The following is an 18,828-nucleotide window of genomic DNA, read 5'->3' as shown; positions in this document are numbered from 1 at the left end:
TCCCATGGGCGCGCTGCAGGCGCGCTTTCCCTCCCGATCAGGGGGGGCAAAGGCTCACAGCTTAGGCCTTCCCGATAGGTCGTGGCCGGTGATCTGGTAGTGGACCATCTCGGCGACGTTGGTGGCGTGGTCGCCGATGCGCTCGAGGTTCTTGGCGATGAACATCAGGTGGGTGCAGACGCGCGCCTGGCCGGCGTCGCGGCTCATGCAGGCCAGGATCTCGGCGAAGACGCGGTCGTGCAGGGCGTCGACCTCTTCGTCCCTCGCCCAGACCTCCAGGGCGCCCGAGGCGTCGCGGGCGGCGTAGGCGGTCATCACTGCTTCCAGGCGCTCGGCGACCAGGCGGCCCAGGTCGGCGATGGCTTCGGCCTGCGCCTGTCCGGGCGCCTCCGCCATCTTGCCCACCCGCTTGGCGATGTTCTTGGCGAGGTCGCCGCAGCGCTCCAGGTTCATGGCTGTCTTCATGGCGGTGATCGGGCGGCGCAGGTCGTCGGCCATGGGCTGGCGAAGGGCGATGAAGCGGATGGCGTTTCGCTCCACCGCGGCGTCGAGCGCGTCGAGCCGCTCGTCGCGCGCGGCGACCTCCCGGCCGAGCTCGGCGTCGCGCTGCGCGAAAGCGCGCAGGGCGTCCTTCAGCTGCGAGACCGCCAGCGCGCCGAGCTCCGCGACGTCGCGGGCCAGGGCGGCGAGTTCCTCGTCGACGGCTTTCAGGGTGTGGTCCATGGCGGCGCTCCCTAGCCGAATCGGCCGGTGATGTAGTCGCGGGCCCGCGCCGTGACCGGATTGGTGAAGACCTGCTCGGTGTCGCCGAACTCCACGAGGTGGCCGAGGTACATGACGCCGGTCTGGTCCGACAGGCGCGCGGCCTGGCCCATGTTGTGGGTGACAATGACGACAGTGTAGTCGGCCTTCAGCTCGGCGATGGTCTCCTCGAGCTTGGCCGTCGAGATCGGGTCGAGGGCCGAGGCCGGCTCGTCGAGCAGCAGGACCTGCGGCTTCACCGCGATGGCGCGAGCCACCACCAGCCGCTGCTGCTGGCCGCCGGACAGCGACAGGCCGCTCTCCTTCAGCTTGTCCTTCACCTCGTCCCAGAGCGCGGCACGGCGCAGGCTCTCCTCCACGCGGCTGGCGAGCTCGGCCTTCGGCAGGCGCTCGTAGAGCCTGACGCCGTAGGCGACGTTGTCGAAGATCGACATCGGGAACGGCGTCGGCTTCTGGAACACCATGCCCACCCGGGCGCGCAGGGCCGAGAGGTCGGTGCGCCCGAGCACGTCCTCGCCGTCGAGCAGCACGTGGCCGCTGGCCTTCTGGCCCGGATAGAGGCTGTACATGCGGTTGATCGTGCGCAGCAGGGTGGACTTCCCGCAGCCGGAGGGCCCGATCAGCGCGGTCACGGCGTTGCTCGCGAAGCCCACGGTGACGCCGTGCAGCGCGCGCTTGCCGCCGTAGAAGAAATCGAGGTCGCGGATGGCGATCTTCACCCGCTCGGCCGGCAGCTGCATCACCGAGGTGTCGGGTGGATCCGTCTGGATGTTCATGAGCGGCGGGGCTCCCGGGCGAGCAGGCGGGCGATGATGGTGACGGTGAGGACGGCTAGCGCGATCAGCAGGGCGCCGGCCCAGGCGAGGCGGCGCCAGTCGTCGTAGGCGCTGAGCGCGAACTGGAAGATCACCACCGGCAGGTTAGCGGTCGGCTTGCCCAGGTCGAGGCTGAGGAACTGGTTGTTCAGCGCGGTGAACAGCAAGGGCGCGGTCTCGCCGCTGATTCGTGCGAAGGCGAGCAGGGCGCCGGTCAGCATGCCGGCCTGGCCCGAACGCCACAGCACCGACAGGATGGTCTTCCAGACCGGCGCGCCCAGGGCCACGCTGGCCTCGCGCAGGGACACCGGCTGCAGGCGCAGGACGTCTTCGGTTGTGCGCGTGATCACCGGGACCGCGATCAGCGCCAGGGCCGCGGCGCCCGCATAGCCGGAGAAGCCCTTCATCGGCGCGACCATGATGCCGTAGATGAACAGGCCGATGAGGATCGACGGGGCTGAGAGCAGCACGTCGTTGATGAACCGGACAACCTTTCCGTAGCGGCTGTCGCGGGCGTATTCCGCAAGCCACGTGCCGGCCAGCACGCCCACGAAGACGGCGGCGGCGAGGCCCAGGGCGCACATCATGACTGAGCCAAGGATGGCGTTCAGCAGCCCGCCGTCCGAGCCGGGCGCCGGGGTCGACATGGTGAAGACCTGGGCGTTCAGCCCTTCGATCCCCTGCCTGAAGAGCGACCACAGGATCGCGAACAGCGCGAGCAGGGCGATCGCGGTGGCCATCCAGCAGAAGGCCAGGAAAGCCAGCTCAGCGAGACGGCGGCTCAGCCGCGGGGCATGGGCGCGGCTCATGCGTGGACCTGCCGGCCAATCAGCGCGCGGGCCAGCGTCAGCACGATGAAGGTGATCACGAACAGCGTCAGGCCGAGCGCGATGAGGGCTGCGCTGTGCAGCCCGGCGGATTCGGCGAACTCGTTGGCTATGGTGGACGCGATGGTCGAGCCCGAGGCGAAGATCGAGGTGGGCAGGCCGTGCGCGTTGCCGATGATGAAGGTGACGGCCATGGTCTCGCCGAGCGCGCGGCCCAGGCCCAGCATGACCGCGCCCACCGCGCCGGTGCGGATGTAGGGCAGGCTCACCAGCCGCACGGTCTCGAAGGTGGTGGAGCCCAGGCCGTATGCGCTCTCGCGGACTTGCGCCGGCACCGTGAGCAGCAGCTCGCGCAAGGTGGCGGCGATGAATGGCAGGACCATGATCGCCAGGATGATCGACGCGGTGAGGATCCCGGCGCCGTTGGGCACGCCGGCAGTGAGGGTCTCCCAGATCGTGCCGGGCGGCGCCATCATCATCACCGGCAGCTGCACGTGCCTGGCGAACCACGGCGCGAAGACGAACAGGCCCCACATGCCGTAGACGATGGAGGGGATCCCCGCGAGCAGCTCCACGGCCGTCCCGATCGGGCGGCGCAGAATCGGCGGGCAGAGCTCCACGAGGAAGATGGCCACGCCCAGCGCCAGCGGCAGGGCAATGAGCAGCGCCACGGCCGAGGTGACGAGGGTGCCGACCACCGCGCCCAGGGCGCCGTAGACCTCGGCCACCGGATCCCAGGTCGCATGGATGAAGAAGGTGGGCCCGAACTTCGCCAGCGCCGGCCAGCCGCCGATGGCCAGCGAGATCACCACGCCGGCCAGGGCCGTCAGCAGCAGGGTGGCGGCGGCGAAGCACAGCCACTCGAAGGCGCGGTCGAAGACGGCGCCGCGGGCCCGCGGCGCCGCGGCGGGAGCGATGGCGGTCATTACCTGGCGGCGTAGACCGGCTGTCCGTCGGGTCCCTTGATCTGCGCCCAGCTGGCGCGCACTCGGGCCTTCAGGTCGGCGGGAAGCGGCACGTATGCGAGCTCGTTCGCCGCCGCGTCGCCCTTGTTGTAGGCCCAGTCGAAGAAGGTCAGCACGGTCCGCCCCGTGGCGGCGTCGGCCTGAGCCTTATGCATCAGGATGAAGGTGGCGCCGGTGATCGGCCAGGCGTTGGCGCCCTGTTGGTTGAGCAGCAGGAGGTAGAAGCCCGGCGCCTTGGACCAGTCCGCGCCGGCGGCGGCGGCGGCGAAGGTCTCGGCCGTCGGCGCGACGAAGGTCCCGGCGGCGTTCTGCAGCAGGGCGTGGGCCATGCCGTTCTGCTTGGCGTAGGCGTACTCCACGTAGCCGATGGCGCCCGGCGTCTGCTTCACATAGGCCGCGACCCCGTCGTTGCCCTTGCCGCCCTGGCCGGTCGGCCAGGCGATGGCGTCGCTGGCGCCCACGCTCGACCACTGGGGCGCGACGCCGGCGAGGTAGGAGGTGAACAGGAAGGTGGTGCCGGAGCCGTCTGAGCGGTGCACCACGGTGATCGGCAGGTTGGGCAGGGCGACGCCCGGATTGAGCGCGGCGAGCGCCGGCTCGTTCCACTTCTTCACCTTGCCCAGGTAGATGTCGGCCAGGACCGGCCCGGTGAGCCGCACCTGGCCCGCGGCGAGACCGGGGAGGTTCACGATCGGCACCACGCCGCCGATCACGGTGGGGAACTGCGCCAGGCCCGCTTCGGTCAGCTCCTCGGGCTTCAGCGGCTTATCGGACGCTCCGAACGCGACGGTCCTGGCCTTGATCTGTTTGATGCCGCCGCCGGAGCCGATCGGCTGGTAGTTCAGCGTCAGCCGGGTCTCGGCGCGCTGCGCCTCGGCCCACTTGGCGTAGAGGGGCGCCGGGAAGGTCGCGCCGGCGCCGGCGATTTGCGCGCCGCCCTTGCCAGCCGCCCCGTCCGACTTCGCCGCGTCGCCGCCGCTGCAAGCCGCAACCGCCAGGCTGGCCGCCAGGGCCAGGAATAGTCGCCGATCCATCGCGCACTCCACTGAAGGGATGAGAGGCGCTCTACCGGGGCCGCGCGACCGTTCGGCGAAGGTTTTGCAACAGTTCGATGACGCCGCCCATTTACAGCGGCCGGGTCAGGTCCTAGGGCTCCCGGCGCCAAAAGTGTCACACCCATCGAGGACGCGATGAACTGGTTCCAGGCGATCATGCCGAAGGAGGGGCGGTTCTTCGACCTCTTCGACCGGCATGCGCAGACGCTTTGCGCCGGCGCCGGCGCGCTCCACCAGCTCCTGCAGGGCGGTCCGCAGACGCCGGAGCACTGTGCGGCCGTGGCCAAGCATGAGAACGACGCCGACGACATCACCCGCGAGGTGATGCTGCTGGTCCGCAAGACCTTCATCACCCCCTTCGACCGATCGGACATCATCGACCTGATCACCTCGATGGACGACGCCATCGACCAGATGCACAAGACCGCGAAGGTCACGACGCTGTTCGAGCAGCGCAGCTTCCAGCCCGACATGCTCCGGCTGGGCGAGGTGATCGTGAAGACCGCCAGCCTGACGGCCGAGGCCGTGCCCCTGCTGCGCTCGATGAACAGCAACGCCGCGCGGCTGAACCAGATTACCGACCAGGTCACCCGCCTCGAGGAGGAGAGCGACCAGCTCTACGATTCCGGCATCGCGGCGCTCTACCGCGACGTCGGCAAGTCGGACCCGATGGCCTACATCGTCGGCGCTGAGATCTACGATCACCTGGAGAAGGTGGTGGACCGCTTCGAGGACGTGGCCAACCGGATCAGCGGCGTGCTGATCGAACACCTCTAGCGGGCGGCCCCGATGGACATCGCAGGCGTCAGCCTGATCGTGATCTTCCTGGTTGTCGTGGCGCTGGCCTTCGACTTCCTGAACGGCCTGCACGACGCGGCCAACTCCATCGCCACCATTGTCTCGACCCGGGTGCTGTCGCCGCGGGCCGCGGTGGCGTGGGCGGCGTTCTTCAACTTCATCGCCTTCCTGTTCTTCGGCCTGCACGTGGCGAATACCGTCGGCAAGGGCATCGTCTCGCCGGACATCATCTCTGACGCGGTGATCTTCGGGGCGCTGGGCGGGGCGATCACCTGGAACGTCATCACCTGGCTCGTCGGCATCCCGTCGTCGTCCTCGCATGCCCTGATCGGCGGCCTGCTGGGCGCAGGCATCGCCAAGGCCGGGTTCGACGGCATCGTGGTGCAGGGGGTGCTGAAGACCCTGGCCGGGATCGTGGTGTCGCCCAGCCTGGGCTTCGGGCTGGCTCTCCTGCTGGTGTTCATCGTCTCTTGGGCCTTCGTGAAGTCGTCGCCGGCCTTCGCCGACTCGGTGTTCCGGAAGATGCAGTTCGTCTCCGCGGCCATGTTCTCGCTCGGGCACGGCGGCAACGACGCCCAGAAGACCATGGGGATCATCGCCGTCCTGCTCTATTCGCACGGTTACCTGGGCGGGGAGTTCCACGTGCCGTTCTGGGTGGTGATCACCTGCCAGGCGGCGCTGGGGCTGGGCACGCTGTTCGGCGGCTGGCGGATCGTGCACACCATGGGCTCGAAGATCACCCGTCTGTCGCCGCAGCAGGGCTTCTGCGCCGAGACCGGCGGGGCCATCACCATCTTCCTGGCCACCCACATCGGCGTGCCGATCTCCACCACCCACACCATCACCGGCGCCATCGTGGGCGTGGGCGCCGCACGGCGGATGTCGGCCGTGCGCTGGGGGGTGGCGAGCAGGATCGTCTGGGCCTGGATCATCACCCTGCCCATGTCCGGCCTGGTGGCGGCGCTGTTCTACTGGGCGGCGCGGTTCGCGGACCGCACGTTCTAGCGGTCAGGCCCGCTCGTCGAGCGAATAGCCGGCCGAGCGCACCGTCCGGATCAGGTCGGGCGCGCCGGGGCGATGCAGCGCCTTGCGGAGGCGGCCGACGTGGACGTCGACGGTGCGCGCCTCGACGTAGGTGTTGGAGCCCCAGACGGCGTCGAGCAGCCGCTCGCGGGTGAAGACCCGGCCGGGCCGCTGCATCAGGAAGTCCAGCAGGCGGTACTCGGTGGGACCCAGGTGGACGGCATGGCCGGCGCGGGTGACGCGATGGCTGCCGCGGTCCAGCACCAGGTCGGCATATTCCAGCCGCTCGTCGACCAGCTCGGGCCGGGCGCGGCGCAGCAGGGCGCGGATGCGGGCGGCGAGCTCGGTCATGGCGAAGGGCTTGACCACATAGTCGTCGGCGCCGGTGTCGAGGCCGCGGACCTTGTCGGTCTCCTCGCCGCGGGCGGTCAGCATCAGAATCGGTGTGCGGCGGGTCTCAGGGTGGGCGCGCAGCTGGCGGCAGACCTCCACGCCGGAGACCTTCGGCAGCATCCAGTCCAGCAGGATGAGGTCCGGCGTCTCCTCCTCGACCTTCAGCAGGGCCTCTTCGCCGTCGGCGGCGCGCTCGACGCGGAAGCCTTCCTTGCCGAGGTTGTAGTCGAGCAGGGTGGCGATCGGGTCCTCGTCCTCGACCACCAGCACATAGGGCGTCACGTGAAGGCCTCGGCTTGCGGCAGACTCACCTTCGGCCGCTCGCCGGCGATCTCCTCGCCGGTGATCTGGAAGTGCAGGATCTCGGCGATGTTGGTCGCGTGGTCGCCGATCCGCTCGAGGTTCTTGGCGATGAACAGCAGGTGGGCGCCCGACGCCACGGCGTCGGGCTGGCCGGCCATGTAGGCCAGCAGCTCGCGGAACAGGCTCTCGTAGTGCTCGTCCACCTCGCCGTCCCGGCGCCACACGGCCAGCGCCAGCTCCATCTCGCCAGCGGCGTAGGCGTCGAGCGCCTCGCGAAGGCGCGCGGAGACCAGCCGGCCCATCCGCTCGATGGCGCCAACCAGTGGCAGCAGGGGCTCGGCGGCCGAGAGCACCAGACTGCGCTTGGCTATGTTGCGGGCCAGGTCGCCGCAGCGCTCCAGGTTCATCGCCATCTTCAGCGCCGAGATCGCGCGACGCAGGTCGGGCTCGCCCGGGCTGTGGCCGGCGATCAGCTTCAGGGCCCGGCGCTCCACCTCGGCCTGCATGCTGTCGAGCCGCAGGTCGCGCACGATGAGCGCCTGGGCCAGCGCCACGTCGCGGCGGACCACCGCGTCGACGGCGTCGACGACCTGCGCCTCCGCGAGCCCGCCCATGCGGATCACCTCCGCCGTCAGCTTGCGCAGCTCGGCCTGGCAGGAACTGGTCACATGCGACTCCGCACTCTTGAGCGCCACCTTAGCGGCGGCTCACGACAGTTTTGCGACAGTCAGGCCGACGCCGCGGGCAGATAGACGCTGAAGGTAGTCCCCTCCCCCTCCGCGCTCTCCACCACCAGGCCGCCGCGGTGGCGGTTGACGACGTGCTTGACGATGGCGAGGCCGAGCCCCGTGCCGCCGCTCTTCTGGCCCTCGACCCTATAGAAGCGCTCGGCCAGACGCGGCAGGTGCTGGCGGGCGATCCCCCGCCCGCGGTCGGCGATCCGCAGCACGGCGTAGCCGGCCGGCTCGCCGGCGTCAGGGCTGAGCAGCGACAAGGCCACCCCGCCCTCGCGCGTCGGAGCCCGCGCCGCCTCCAGCGTCGGTGCGGCTTCCAGGCAGACGCTCACCGCCTGCCCCCTGGCGGAGTACTTCAGGGCGTTGTCGATCAGGTTTTGCGCGACCTGCACCAGCTGGTCGTGGTCTCCGGCGATCCGCGGCAAGTCGGGCGCCGCAGCGAACTCGACGGCGACGCCCCGCTGCACGGCGAGTGGCCGGGTGGCGTCCAGCACGTCGCCAGCCACGTGGGCCAGGTCCACCTCGCCGGAGGGCGGCACGTGCTCGTTGAGTTCGATGCGGCTGAGCGAGAGCAGGTCGTCGATCAGGCGCGACATGCGCCCGGCCTGCTCGGCCATGATAGCCAGGAAGCGGTCGCGGGCGCCGGGATCGTCCTTGGCGTGGGTCTGCAGGGTCTCGACGAACCCGGCGAGGGAGGCCAGCGGCGTGCGCAGCTCGTGGCTGGCGTTGGCCAGGAAGTCGGCGCGCATGCGCTCGGTGCGCCGGGCGTCGGTCTCGTCGCGCAGCACGAGGGTCAGCTCGCGCTCCCCTAGCGGGCGGAGGAAGGCGCGCCAGAACCGGGGCTGCACCCCGATCGTCTCGAAGGCGACCTCGGCCGGGCCGCCATGGTCGATGGCCTCCAGCACGGCGGGGTGGCGCAGGGCCGCCCCCACCGGGGCGCCCACCAGCTCCATGCGGAAGAGCTCGCGCGCCGCGGCGTTGGCATAGGCGATGGCGGGATCAGCCGGCGCGCCGCGCACGACCAGCACCGGGTCGGGCAGCAGCTCCAGGATGCGCTCGGCGGCGAGCGGCGCCTCTTCGGTCAGGGCCTCGGACACGGGCCAAGGTCATCGCCCGGAACGGCGGCGGCCGCAACCCGCGCTTGGCCGGGCTCCTCCCGCGGGCCTATTGTCCGCAAAACAACGGTAGGTGGGAGGAGACCATGGCGAGCGAGACCCTGGTCAGGGCTGATGGGATCGCGGGCGAATGGGTGCGGCCGAAGAACCGGTGGCAGAACGTCGGCCCGACCTCGATCCACAACGACGCGGTGGCGAAGAAGGTGGGCATGCGCGGCGGCACTATCCCGGGGACCGTGCACCTCTCCCATTTCGCGCCCCTGCTGACGCAGCTGTTCGGCGACCGCTGGTTGTCGCAGGGGACGATCAGCATGTTCTACACCTTCGCCACACTGGACGGAGAAGAGGTCCGCGCGGTCGCAAAGGCGCCGGAGACCGACGCGGCCGACGTGCAGCTGGAGGCCTGGGTGGAGACGCCGGAGGGCAAGACCGTCTGCAAGGGCGCGGTCTCGGTGGGCCGGCCGGACGCGGTCCCCTACGTGCGCGGCCTGCCGCTGGAGAACGCCCCGGCAGACGAGATCCGCATCCTGAAGGCGATGACCGTGGGCCAGGAGATCGGGGCGAAGGACGACTACGTGATCCCCGGCGACGTGGGCGTGGACGGGATTGTCAGCGATCCGCAGCAGATGCACCGCGCGCTCAGCGTCTACACGACAGGTGTGGAGCTGGGGCCGGCGGTGGGCTTCTACGGAGCCACCGAGATCGCGCTGCGGGCCGGGCCGATCCGCACCGGGGTCCCGTACCGCAAGACCGGCCGCGTGGTCTGCGTCGGCGCCTCGCCGAAGACCGAGTTCGCGTGGTTCGATTCAGAGTTCCGCGACCAGGACGGGCGCCTCATCGCCGAGATGCGGCACATGACCCGTTGGATGAAGGCCTCGCACCCCGCCTGGGCCTAGTCCTTGGCGCGTTCCTGGTAGGAGCCGTCCTCCGTCAGGACGACGATGCGCGTGCCCACGGTGATGTAGGGCGGGATCATGGTGCGCAGGCCGTTGGAGAGCACCGCCGGCTTGTAGGAGGACGAGGCGGTCTGGCCCTTCACGGAGGGCTCGGTGTCGACCACCTCGAAGGTCGCCAGGCGCGGCAGCTCGATGCCGATCGGCACGCCCTCGTGGGTGAGCAGCTTCACCGTGACGCCGTCGGTCAGGTAGTAGTGGGCGTCGCCGACCATCTCCGGCGAGGCCACGACCTGGTCGTAGGTCTCCGGGTTCATGAAGTGGAACCCTTCGCCGTCGTGGTAGAGGAAGGTGTACTCGCGCTCGTCCACGGTCGCCCGCTCCACGGACTCCGTCGTGCGGTAGCGCTCCGAGACCTTCACCCCGTCGGAGATGCGGCGCATGTCCAGCTGGGTGACCGGCGTGCCCTTGCCCGGGTGGATGTTCTGGGCGGTGAGCACGACGTAGAGCTTGCCTTCGAGATCGACGACATTGCCCTTGCGGAGCGAGCTGGCCTGGACCCTCACGTGAAATCCTCGATGATGCGCGGCCGCCTGTTCTCGCCGGTCCGCTAAGAGATTGGTTGGCGCGCTCCTATAGCGGCAAACGTCGAAATCTCCAGCCCTAGCCTTGGTCGCACCCCCCTTGCCCGACACGCCCTCGCCCTGGTGGAGCCCCGGCCGGCACGCCGACCGCCGGCCGTTCCTGCTGGCGCGCAACGCCGTGACGCGGGCGGTGCGCGGCTGGTTCGAGGCCCGCGGGTTCGTAGAGGTGGAGCCGGCGGCGCTGGCGGTCTCGCCCGGCAACGAGGCGCACCTGTCCGCCTTCGCCACAGAGGCGATCGGGCCGGGTGGGGAGCGTGAGCCCCTCTACCTGCACACCTCGCCGGAGTTCGCCTGCAAGAAGCTACTGGCCGCCGGCGAGGAGCGGATCTTCAGCCTGGGCCATGTGTGGCGCAACCGGGAGCGCGGGCCGCTGCACCATCCCGAGTTCACCATGCTGGAGTGGTATCGGATGGGCGAGCCGTACGAGACCCTCATGGCCGACTGTGCGGCCCTGATGGCGCTGGCGGCGGAGACGGCGGGGACCAGAGCGTTCGGGTTCCGGGGCGTGGAGGTCGATCCGTTCGCGCAGCCGGAGCGGGTGACCCTGGCCGAGGCCTTCGACCGCTGGGCGGGGATCGACCTTATGGCCGTGCTGGACGACCGCGACGCCCTGGCGGCGGCGGCCGACGTCCGGACCGCTGCAGACGACACCTGGGCCGACATCTTCAGCCGGGTGCTGGTGGAGAAGGTGGAGCCGAACCTCGGCCGAGGCCGCGCGACGATCCTGTGCGAATACCCGGCAAGCGAGGCGGCGCTGGCGCGGCCCAAGCCGTCGGACCCGCGGGTGGCCGAGCGGTTCGAGCTCTATGCGTGCGGGGTGGAGCTGGCCAACTGCTTCGCCGAGCTCACCGACGCCGCCGAGCAGCGCCGGCGGTTCGAGATCGAGATGGACGAGAAGCAGCGGGTCTACGGCGAGCGCTATCCGCTCGATGAGGACTTCCTGGCCGCGCTGGCGCAAATGCCGCCGGCCAGCGGCGGGGCGCTGGGCTTCGATCGGCTGGTGATGCTGGCGACCGGCGCCAGCCACATCGAGCAGGTCCTGTGGACGCCCGTCCCCTGAGGGGCCATATGGCGCGCGCATGACCGCCCAGACCCTCAGGACGCCGCAGGCGCTCGCCGAGCTTGGCCTCGTGGGGCCGCAGGACCTGCCGAAGCTGGAGCAGGTGGCGGCGCAATACGCGGTGGCGATCACGCCGGCGATGCTGGCGCTGTCTGACGAGCCGGCCATCGCGCGCCAGTTCACGCCCACGGAGGCGGAGCTGGACGTGCAGCCGCAGGAGAGCGCCGATCCCGTGGGCGACGAGGCGCATTCGCCGGTGGCTGGCATCGTGCACCGCTACCCCGACCGGGTGCTGCTGAAGGCCAACCACGCCTGTGCGGTCTACTGCCGGTTCTGCTTCCGCCGCGAGATGGTGGGGCCGAAAGGCCTGCGCCCCCTCACCCGAGCCCAGCTTGACGCCGCCTTCGCCTACATCGCCGGGCGGCCGGAGGTCTGGGAGGTCATCGTCACCGGCGGCGATCCCTTCATCCTGTCGCCCCGGCGGATCCAGGCGATAATGGACCGGGTGGCGGCGATCGACCACGTCAAGGTCGTCCGCTTCCACACGCGCGTGCCGGCGGTCGCGCCCGAGCTGGTGACGAACGCCCTCGTCGCGGCGCTGAAGCGGTCCGGCAAGGCCGTGTACGTCGCGCTGCACGCCAACCATGCCGCCGAACTGACGGCGGAGGCGCGGGCGGTCTGTGCGAAGCTCGTCGACGCGGGCGTCCCGATGCTCGGCCAGACCGTGCTGCTGAAGGGCGTCAACGACGAGCCGGCGGCGCTGGAGGCGTTGTTCCGGGCCATGGTTGAGAGCCGGATCAAGCCCTATTACCTGCACCACGGGGACCTGGCGCCCGGCACCTCGCACCTGCGCACTTCGGTCGCCGAGGGCCAGGCGCTGATGCGGAGCTTGCGGGGCCGCGTCTCTGGCCTCGCACAGCCGACCTACGTCCTCGACATTCCCGGCGGCCACGGCAAGGTCCCCATCGGCCCCTGCTACCTGCACGGCCAGGACATCGAGGACCCGACCGGCGGCCTGCACGCCTATCCGCGGGCCTGACCCTTCCACGCACTTGCGGCAGAATGCTAGAGCTGCGGGCAAGTACCGGGGGAGACAAGGGCATGGCGGAGATCGCCGCTGAGGGCAGCGCAGCTGCGAAGAAGGAGACGCCGCTCACCACCGTGGTGGCGGCCTCGGCGGCGGGCACCGCGTTCGAGTGGTACGACTTCTTCGTCTTCGGCAGCCTGACCCAGGTCATCTCGAAGACCTTCTTCTCGGCCTTGCCGCCGACGGCGGGCTACATCGCCGCGCTGGGCCTGTTCGGCGCGGGCTTCCTGTTCCGGCCGCTCGGCGCGCTGGTTTTCGGCCGGATCGGCGACCGGCTGGGCCGAAAAGGCGCCTTCCTCGTCACCGTGACCCTGATGGGGGGCGCCACCGTCGCCATCGGCCTGTTGCCCAGCTACGCGGCCATCGGCATCGCCGCGCCGATGCTCCTCTTGCTGATGCGGGTGATCCAGGGCTTCGCGCTGGGCGGCGAGTACGGTGGCGCGGCGATCTATGTGGCGGAGCACGCGCCCGCCAACGCCCGCGGCCGCTCGACCAGCTGGGTGCAGACCTCGGCGGCGCTGGGCCTGTTCGGCGCGCTGATCGTGATCCTGGTGACGCGGCTGGTGGTGGGCGCCCTGTTCGGCGCCGAGGCCTTCGACGCCTGGGGCTGGCGCATACCGTTCCTGTTCTCGGCGGGCCTGCTGGCGATCTCCATCTGGATGCGGATGAAGCTGTCGGAGAGCCCGGCCTTCGAGAAGATGAAGGCCGAGGGCCAAGCCTCGAAGGCGCCCTACAAGGAATCCTTCGGCCACTGGCCCAACCTGAAGATCGTGCTGCTGGCGCTGGTGGCGATCATGTCGGCCCAGGGCGCCGTCTGGTACACGGCCTTCTTCTACACCCAGACCTTCATGGAGCGGTTCCTGAAGGTGCCGCCCGAGACCATCAACACCCTGATGCTCTCGGCCACGGCGGTGAGCGCCATCTTCTACGTCGTCTTCGGCTGGCTCTCGGACAAGATCGGCCGCAAGCCGGTGATGCTGTTCGGCATGACCCTCATGCTGCTGGCCTACTTCCCCGGCTTCCACATGCTGTCGCAGACGCTCAACCCGGCGCTCGCCGAGGCCGAGCAGCGCACGCCGGTGGTGGTGGTCGCCGACCCGGCTGACTGCTCGCTACAGTTCGACCCCGTCGGCAAGGCGCAGTTCGTCTCGTCCTGCGACATCGCCAAGTCGACGCTGGCCAACGCCGGCGTATCCTACGCCACCGAGGAAGGCGCCCGCGGTTCGGCCGCCTTTGTGCGGGTGGGGACCAACACCGTCCCGTCGGTCAGCGCGGCGGGCTTGTCGCCGGAGGTCACTAAGGCGGTGAAGGGGGCGGTGGAGACCCGCATCAAGCAGGCGCTGACCCAGGCCGGCTATCCGGCCAAGGCCGACGTGAGCCGCATGAACCTCTTGGGCGCGTTCGGCGTGCTGCTGGTGTTCGTGATCGCCGCGACCGCGCTCTACGGGCCGATCGCCGCCTGCCTGGTGGAGCTGTTCCCGACGCGGATCCGCTACACGGCGCTCAGCCTGCCCTACCACATCGGCACCGGCTGGATCGGCGGCTTCGTGCCGTTCACCGCCTTCGCGATCGTGGCGGCCGTGGGCAACATCTATTCCGGCCTCTGGTACCCGTTCGCCTTCACGGCGCTGTCGGTGGTCACCTGCCTGTTCTTCCTGCCGGAGACCAAGGGGCGGCCGCTGGACGCCTAGCTGTTGGCGGCGAAGGGCAGGATCTCGACCACCACGCCCGCCTCCGCGAGGTCGTCGGCGGGGACGGGGCCCTCGGTCAGGCGCACCACGCGCTTGCCCTCCTCGACCAGGGCCTTGAGCTGGGCGGGCGTGACCATGCCCGGCGCCAGGCGCTCGGCGTCTCGGCGGGCCAGCGACACCACGTTCGGGTCGACGCCGGCGTCGCACACCAGCACGTCGGCCTCAGCCAGCGCCCGGCTGGCCTTCAGGGTCAGGAGCTCGGCGGGGCCCCGGGCGTCGAGCAGCTGGACCACGCCCAGCCCCTGCTCGCCCTTGGCCAGCGCCTCGCGCAGGCGCCGCTCGGCGGCCTCCATGTCGCCGGAGATGGCGGCCTGGGCCGCCGAGCCGGTCAGCGCCGCGCGCAGGAAGGCGCGCCGCCGGTGCGGCTCCGGCAGCGCCTCGCGCACTTCCGTCTGCAGCTTGCGGAACAGGGCGGCGACGCGCCCGGCGCCCTCCGGCACCCGGACCTCGATGTCATGGCGCAAGATGGTCGCCAGCATCGGCGAGGCGCCGGCGGTGCCGATGGCGGCCACCACCTCCCCGCGGTCGATCACGGCCGGCGTGGTGAAGTCGCAGAGCTCGGGACGGTCCACCGCGTTCACCGGCACGTGGGCGGCGCGCGCCGCGGCGCAGGCGGCGAGCGCGAAAGCGTCGTCGCGGCTGGCCACGAAGGCGAGGATCGCGCCCTGGTAGCTGATCGGCTTCTTGGCGTCGTCGCCCTTCAGCCGCCGGATCGTGGCGGGCGAGGACTCCAGCAGGCGTTCCTTCGCCTCCGCCGCCTCCCCCTCGCCTGCGATGACCACCGTGCGGCCCGCGAGCGGGAAGAAGGCGGGGAAGGCGTCCATCCTACTTCAGGGTCTTCAGGTAGCCGATGATCGCCTTGCGGTTATCGTCCGGCTGGACGGAGATCATCATCCGCGTGCCCGGCGCGAAGGTGGTCGGCGCCTTCAGGAAGGCGTCGAGGTTGGCGTCGGTCCAGGTCCCGTCGGCCTTGGCCTTCAGGCCGGGAGAGTAGTTGAAGTCCGGCCGCGCGGCGATCTTGGCGCCGGCCACGCCTTCCAGCTTCGGCCCCATGACCGAGCCGCCGTGGCACATCTTGCACTGGGTGTTGAACAGGGTCTCCCCGTCGGCGGCGAGCGCCGGTGTGGCGGCGAGGCTCGCGGCAAGGGCGGCGAAGGCAATACGGCTCACTTAAAATCTCCCCAAAGAATATTGCGGCGCTAAGTACCGTTCGAAACGCCGGTCCGCCAAGGGGGCAGAGGCTTACCCGGCCGTCTGAACGGCGTTAGGATGATCAAAGGCGAAGATCGGGAGGGGCTTTCCGCCATGGCGACGCTCGACGTGAACGGCAAGGCCTACGAGGTGAAGGCCCAGCCCGATACCCCCCTCCTATGGGTGCTCAGAGATGAACTGGGGCTGACCGGGACCAAGTACGGCTGCGGCATCGCCCAGTGCGGGGCCTGCACGGTGCTCGCCGACGGCCAGCCGGTGCGCTCCTGCCAGCTGCCGGTGAGCGCGCTCGGGGCGATGAAGATCACCACCATCGAGGCGCTGGGCGGCAGTCACCCGATCCAGCAGGCCTGGGTGAGGAACGACGTGCCCCAGTGCGGCTACTGCCAGTCGGGCCAGATCATGAGCGCGGTGGCGCTGCTGCAGTCCAACCCGAAGCCGGACGATGCGGCCATCGACGCAGCGATGGAGGGCAACATCTGCCGCTGCGGGACCTACCAGCGCATCCACGCCGCGATCAAGGAAGCGGCAGGGGTGACGCCGCCCCCGGTGGCAGTGGCCCCGGCGCCGCTCGCCGTCCCGCCGCTCAAGGGTTGAAGCCATGAACAAGCCCCTCAAGGACCTGGCGAAAGGCGCCACCCGGCGCGAGGCCCTGGTGGTCGGCGCAACCCTCGCGGGCGGCGCCCTCCTGGTCGGCTGCTCGCCGGCAGACCTGCTGAGCGTCGGCGCGAAGAAGGACTTCGGCGCCTTCGGGCCGTTCCTGAAGTTCTCTCCGGACGGCTGGGTGACAGTAGTCTCCAAGCACATCGAGTTCGGCCAGGGCAACCACGCCGGCCTGGCGGCCATCGCCGCCGAGGAGCTGGGCGCCGACTGGAGCAAGGTCCGCGTCGAGCAGGCCCCGGGCGTGGCCAAGGTCTACGGCAACCCCATGATGGGCGGGGTGCAGGGCACCGGCGGTTCGTCAGCCATCTCCAGCTCCTGGACGCAGCTCCGCACGGCCGGCGCCGCGGCCCGGGCCATGTTCGTCGAGGCCGCGGCCAAGCGCTGGAACGTGCCCGCCGGGGAGATCACGGTGGCGGACGGCGTCGTCGGCCATGCCTCCGGCAAGCAGGCGGGCTTCGCGGAACTGCTCGAGGACGCCTCGAAGGTGAAGGTCCCCGAGAAGCCGGTCCTGAAGGACCCGAAGACCTTCACCCTGGTGGGCACCGACCGGGTGCGCCGCAAGGACTCCCACGCCAAGAGCACAGGCGCGGCGCGCTTCACCCAGGACGTGCGGCTCGAGAACATGCTGGTGGCCATGGTCGCCCACCCGCCGCGGTTCGGCGCCAAGGCGACCGGCTTCGACGCGACGGAGGCCCGCAAGGTGGCGGGCGTGGTCGACGTCTTCCAGATCCCGACGGGCGTGGCCGTGGTCGCCGAGAACACCTGGGCGGCGCGGAAGGGGCGTGACGCCCTGAAGGTCACCTGGGACGAGTCCAAGGCCGAGAAACGCAGCTCGGAGACCCTGCTCGCCAGCTACCGCGACCTCGCCTCTGGCAAGGTTGCCCCGCCGGACAAGGCAGGCTGGGCCGCCTTCGACTCTAAGGGCGAGGCCGCCCAGGCTGCGGCCGGGACAGCCGCCGTCGACGTGACCTATGACTTCCCATACCTGGCGCATGCCGCGATGGAGCCGCTCGACTGCGTCGCCATCGTCAACGGCAACAACTGCACGCTGGTGCACGGCTCGCAGTCCCCGACCCTCGACCAGTTGGCCGCCGCCAAGATCGTCGGCAACCTGCCCGGCGCCATCAAGGTGGAGACCCTGTTCGCCGGCGGCTCCTTCGGCCGGCGCACGAACTTCCAGTCCGACTATGTCGCCGAGGCCGTGCAGGTGGCCAAGAAGGTCGGCAAGGGCCGGCCCGTGAAGCTGGTCTGGACCCGCGAGGACGACATGCGCGCCGGCTACTACCGGCCGATGGTCCATCACAGGGTTCGGGTCACGCTGGACAAGGACGGCTTCCCGGCCACCTGGCGTCATCGCGTCGTCACCCAGTCGATCATGAAGGGCTCGCCCATGGGCACGCCGAAGATCGACGATAGCTCGATCGAGGGGGTGAAGGGCTCGCCGTACCTGAAAGCCACGCCCGTGGTGGACGCCCAACTGCTGACCACCGACGTGGGCGTGCCGGTGCTCTGGTGGCGTTCGGTGGGTCACACCCACACCGCCTACGTCATGGAGCACACCATCGACCAGTTGGCCCGCACGGCCGGGAAGGACCCGGTGGAGTACCGCCGCGCCCTCTACGCCAAGGTCGGCGCGAACCGGCACCTGGCCGCGCTGAACCTCGCCGCCGAGAAGGCCGGCTGGACCACGCCGGCCCCTGCGGAGTGGACCCGCGGAGTCGCGGTGCACGAGAGCTTCGGCTCGGTCGTGGCCGAGATCGCCGAGGTGCGGATGGTCGACGGCCAGCCGAAGGTGGGCCGGGTCGTCGCCGCCATCGACTGCGGTACGGCGGTCGCGCCGAACCAGATCGCCGCTCAGATCGAGAGCGGCGTCTGCTATGGCCTGTCAGGCGCCATGTTCGGAGAGATCACGCTGAAGGACGGGGCCGTGGAGCAGTCGAACTTCGACAGCTACCGTGTGCTGCGCCACTCCGAGGCGCCGCAGGTGGAGACCCACATCGTCGCCTCCCCCAACCCGCCGAGCGGCGTGGGCGAGCCCGGCACCCCGCCGATCGGGCCGGCGGTGGCCAATGCGATCCTGGCGATGACCGGGCAGCCCATGCTGAGCCAGCCGTTCGTGAAGACCTAGGCGAGGTCGTCCCGCCGGTCGACGTCGAAGAGGACGCCATCGTCGGGCGCCTCGACCAGTGCGAGGCGGTCGCCGAGGCCGTCGAGGATGCGCCGCGCGCCAGCGTCGCCGGCGAGCGCGATGAGCTCGGGGAACAGGGCCTGACCGACCAGGACGGGATTGCCCCGCCGGGCCTGGAACACCGGGGCCGCGGCGGGCGCACCGGCCAGGACCGCCTCGGCCATCGGGGTCAGGATCTCGCGCGGGACACGCGGCATGTCGCCCAGGAAGACAAAGGCGCCGGCCGTGTCGGGCGGCAGGCTGGCGACGCCCATCCTGAGGGAGTGGGCCATGCCCTCGGTGTGGTCGTGGGCGTGAACGACGCGCACCCGCTCCGCCTGTCCCACCTTGCGCGCGAAGGCGGTGGCGGCCTCGGCGACGGCGTCCGCGTCGGCGCCCGTCACCACCGTGATGCTGCGCACTGGGGCGGCGAAGGCGGCGGCGAGCGCGCCGTCGACCAGGACCCCGGCCATGTAGGGCGCCAGGAGCTTGCCGCCCCCGAACCGGGAGCCGGATCCGGCGGCCAGCACCACGGCTTCGAGCACCTGCGTCTCCCCCGCCCCT

At 70.4% G+C, this 18,828-nt stretch carries 20 protein-coding genes; 8 read left to right on the top strand and 12 right to left on the bottom strand.

What is annotated here, in order from left to right; genetic code table 11:
- Window positions 1–54: 54 nt before the first annotated feature.
- From phoU (VIL76_RS15600) to pstS, 5 genes are read right to left on the bottom strand one after another with little or no spacing between them, the layout of a single operon-like run.
- Complete coding sequence (gene phoU, locus VIL76_RS15600; RefSeq protein ID WP_332045951.1) at window positions 55–723, bottom strand: phosphate signaling complex protein PhoU; 669 nt, start codon at window positions 721–723, stop codon at window positions 55–57.
- An 11-nt stretch (window positions 724–734) separates the two neighbouring features.
- Window positions 735–1,538 carry a phosphate ABC transporter ATP-binding protein PstB gene (gene pstB, locus VIL76_RS15595; protein WP_332045950.1) on the bottom strand — a complete coding sequence of 268 codons (804 nt, stop codon included), beginning with the start codon at window positions 1,536–1,538 and terminating at the stop codon, window positions 735–737.
- The gene (gene pstA, locus VIL76_RS15590; RefSeq protein ID WP_332045949.1) at window positions 1,535–2,386 is read right to left on the bottom strand and encodes a phosphate ABC transporter permease PstA; all 852 of its coding nucleotides are present in this window, start codon (window positions 2,384–2,386) and stop codon (window positions 1,535–1,537) included. Before pstA ends, pstB begins: the two co-directional genes overlap by 4 nt.
- On the bottom strand, window positions 2,383–3,330 hold the full coding sequence (gene pstC / locus VIL76_RS15585; protein WP_332045948.1) for a phosphate ABC transporter permease subunit PstC: 948 nt from the start codon (window positions 3,328–3,330) through the stop codon (window positions 2,383–2,385). Before pstC ends, pstA begins: the two co-directional genes overlap by 4 nt.
- Window positions 3,330–4,403 (bottom strand): phosphate ABC transporter substrate-binding protein PstS, encoded by a 1,074-nt coding sequence (gene pstS / locus VIL76_RS15580; RefSeq protein ID WP_332045947.1) that lies wholly within the window; start codon window positions 4,401–4,403, stop codon window positions 3,330–3,332. Before pstS ends, pstC begins: the two co-directional genes overlap by 1 nt.
- Window positions 4,404–4,559: 156 nt before the next feature.
- Between pstS and VIL76_RS15575 the strand changes: the two genes are divergently transcribed.
- Both VIL76_RS15575 and VIL76_RS15570 read left to right on the top strand, forming a co-directional pair.
- Window positions 4,560–5,201 (top strand): DUF47 domain-containing protein, encoded by a 642-nt coding sequence (locus tag VIL76_RS15575; protein ID WP_332045946.1) that lies wholly within the window; start codon window positions 4,560–4,562, stop codon window positions 5,199–5,201.
- Window positions 5,202–5,213: 12 nt separating this feature from the next.
- A complete protein-coding gene (locus tag VIL76_RS15570) occupies window positions 5,214–6,227 on the top strand; it encodes an inorganic phosphate transporter (RefSeq protein ID WP_332045945.1) in 1,014 nt (337 codons plus the stop codon).
- Between the two features lie 3 nt (window positions 6,228–6,230).
- On the opposite strand, the gene phoB is transcribed toward VIL76_RS15570, so the two are convergent.
- From phoB to VIL76_RS15555, 3 genes are read right to left on the bottom strand one after another with little or no spacing between them, the layout of a single operon-like run.
- Window positions 6,231–6,920 carry a phosphate regulon transcriptional regulator PhoB gene (gene phoB, locus VIL76_RS15565; protein WP_332045944.1) on the bottom strand — a complete coding sequence of 230 codons (690 nt, stop codon included), beginning with the start codon at window positions 6,918–6,920 and terminating at the stop codon, window positions 6,231–6,233.
- Window positions 6,917–7,609 carry a phosphate signaling complex protein PhoU gene (gene phoU / locus VIL76_RS15560; protein WP_332045943.1) on the bottom strand — a complete coding sequence of 231 codons (693 nt, stop codon included), beginning with the start codon at window positions 7,607–7,609 and terminating at the stop codon, window positions 6,917–6,919. The genes phoB and phoU (VIL76_RS15560) overlap by 4 nt, the downstream gene beginning before the upstream one ends.
- Before the next feature lie 59 nt (window positions 7,610–7,668).
- On the bottom strand, window positions 7,669–8,772 hold the full coding sequence (locus tag VIL76_RS15555) for a sensor histidine kinase (protein WP_332045942.1): 1,104 nt from the start codon (window positions 8,770–8,772) through the stop codon (window positions 7,669–7,671).
- Between the two features lie 104 nt (window positions 8,773–8,876).
- Here VIL76_RS15555 and VIL76_RS15550 point away from each other — a divergent pair, with 104 nt between their 5' ends.
- Window positions 8,877–9,686, top strand: coding sequence for a hypothetical protein (locus tag VIL76_RS15550; protein ID WP_332045941.1), 810 nt, complete (start codon window positions 8,877–8,879; stop codon window positions 9,684–9,686).
- Here the strand turns inward: VIL76_RS15550 and efp are convergent.
- Window positions 9,683–10,249, bottom strand: coding sequence for an elongation factor P (gene efp, locus VIL76_RS15545; RefSeq protein WP_332045940.1), 567 nt, complete (start codon window positions 10,247–10,249; stop codon window positions 9,683–9,685). The two genes, VIL76_RS15550 and efp, sit on opposite strands and share 4 nt — an antisense overlap.
- A 118-nt stretch (window positions 10,250–10,367) precedes the next feature.
- Between efp and epmA the strand changes: the two genes are divergently transcribed.
- The 3 genes from epmA (at window position 10,368) to VIL76_RS15530 (ending at window position 14,165) form a co-directional block, all read left to right on the top strand.
- On the top strand, window positions 10,368–11,387 hold the full coding sequence (epmA, locus tag VIL76_RS15540) for an EF-P lysine aminoacylase EpmA (RefSeq protein ID WP_332045939.1): 1,020 nt from the start codon (window positions 10,368–10,370) through the stop codon (window positions 11,385–11,387).
- Between the two features lie 19 nt (window positions 11,388–11,406).
- Window positions 11,407–12,426, top strand: a complete 1,020-nt coding sequence (locus tag VIL76_RS15535) for a lysine-2,3-aminomutase-like protein (protein WP_332045938.1) — start codon at window positions 11,407–11,409, stop codon at window positions 12,424–12,426.
- A 62-nt stretch (window positions 12,427–12,488) separates the two neighbouring features.
- Window positions 12,489–14,165 (top strand): MFS transporter, encoded by a 1,677-nt coding sequence (locus tag VIL76_RS15530; RefSeq protein WP_332045937.1) that lies wholly within the window; start codon window positions 12,489–12,491, stop codon window positions 14,163–14,165.
- Here the strand turns inward: VIL76_RS15530 and VIL76_RS15525 are convergent.
- On the bottom strand, window positions 14,162–15,049 hold the full coding sequence (locus VIL76_RS15525; protein ID WP_332045936.1) for an NAD(P)-dependent oxidoreductase: 888 nt from the start codon (window positions 15,047–15,049) through the stop codon (window positions 14,162–14,164). The two genes, VIL76_RS15530 and VIL76_RS15525, sit on opposite strands and share 4 nt — an antisense overlap.
- 1 nt (window position 15,050) lies before the next feature.
- A complete protein-coding gene (locus tag VIL76_RS15520) occupies window positions 15,051–15,395 on the bottom strand; it encodes a c-type cytochrome (protein WP_332045935.1) in 345 nt (114 codons plus the stop codon).
- A 99-nt stretch (window positions 15,396–15,494) separates the two neighbouring features.
- Between VIL76_RS15520 and VIL76_RS15515 the strand changes: the two genes are divergently transcribed.
- Window positions 15,495–16,031, top strand: a complete 537-nt coding sequence (locus tag VIL76_RS15515; RefSeq protein WP_414695438.1) for a (2Fe-2S)-binding protein — start codon at window positions 15,495–15,497, stop codon at window positions 16,029–16,031.
- Between the two features lie 4 nt (window positions 16,032–16,035).
- Entirely contained in the window at window positions 16,036–18,225 is a 2,190-nt protein-coding gene (locus VIL76_RS15510; RefSeq protein WP_332045934.1) for a xanthine dehydrogenase family protein molybdopterin-binding subunit, read from the top strand.
- On the opposite strand, the gene VIL76_RS15505 is transcribed toward VIL76_RS15510, so the two are convergent.
- Complete coding sequence (locus tag VIL76_RS15505) at window positions 18,222–18,809, bottom strand: nucleotidyltransferase family protein (protein ID WP_332045933.1); 588 nt, start codon at window positions 18,807–18,809, stop codon at window positions 18,222–18,224. The genes VIL76_RS15510 and VIL76_RS15505 overlap by 4 nt on opposite strands.
- Window positions 18,810–18,828 lie beyond the last annotated feature (19 nt).

Source organism: Phenylobacterium sp., assembly GCF_036563285.1.
GTDB lineage: Bacteria > Pseudomonadota > Alphaproteobacteria > Caulobacterales > Caulobacteraceae > Phenylobacterium.
Note: the sequence above shows the minus strand (reverse complement) of the source record. Positions and strands in the feature narration are given on the sequence as shown.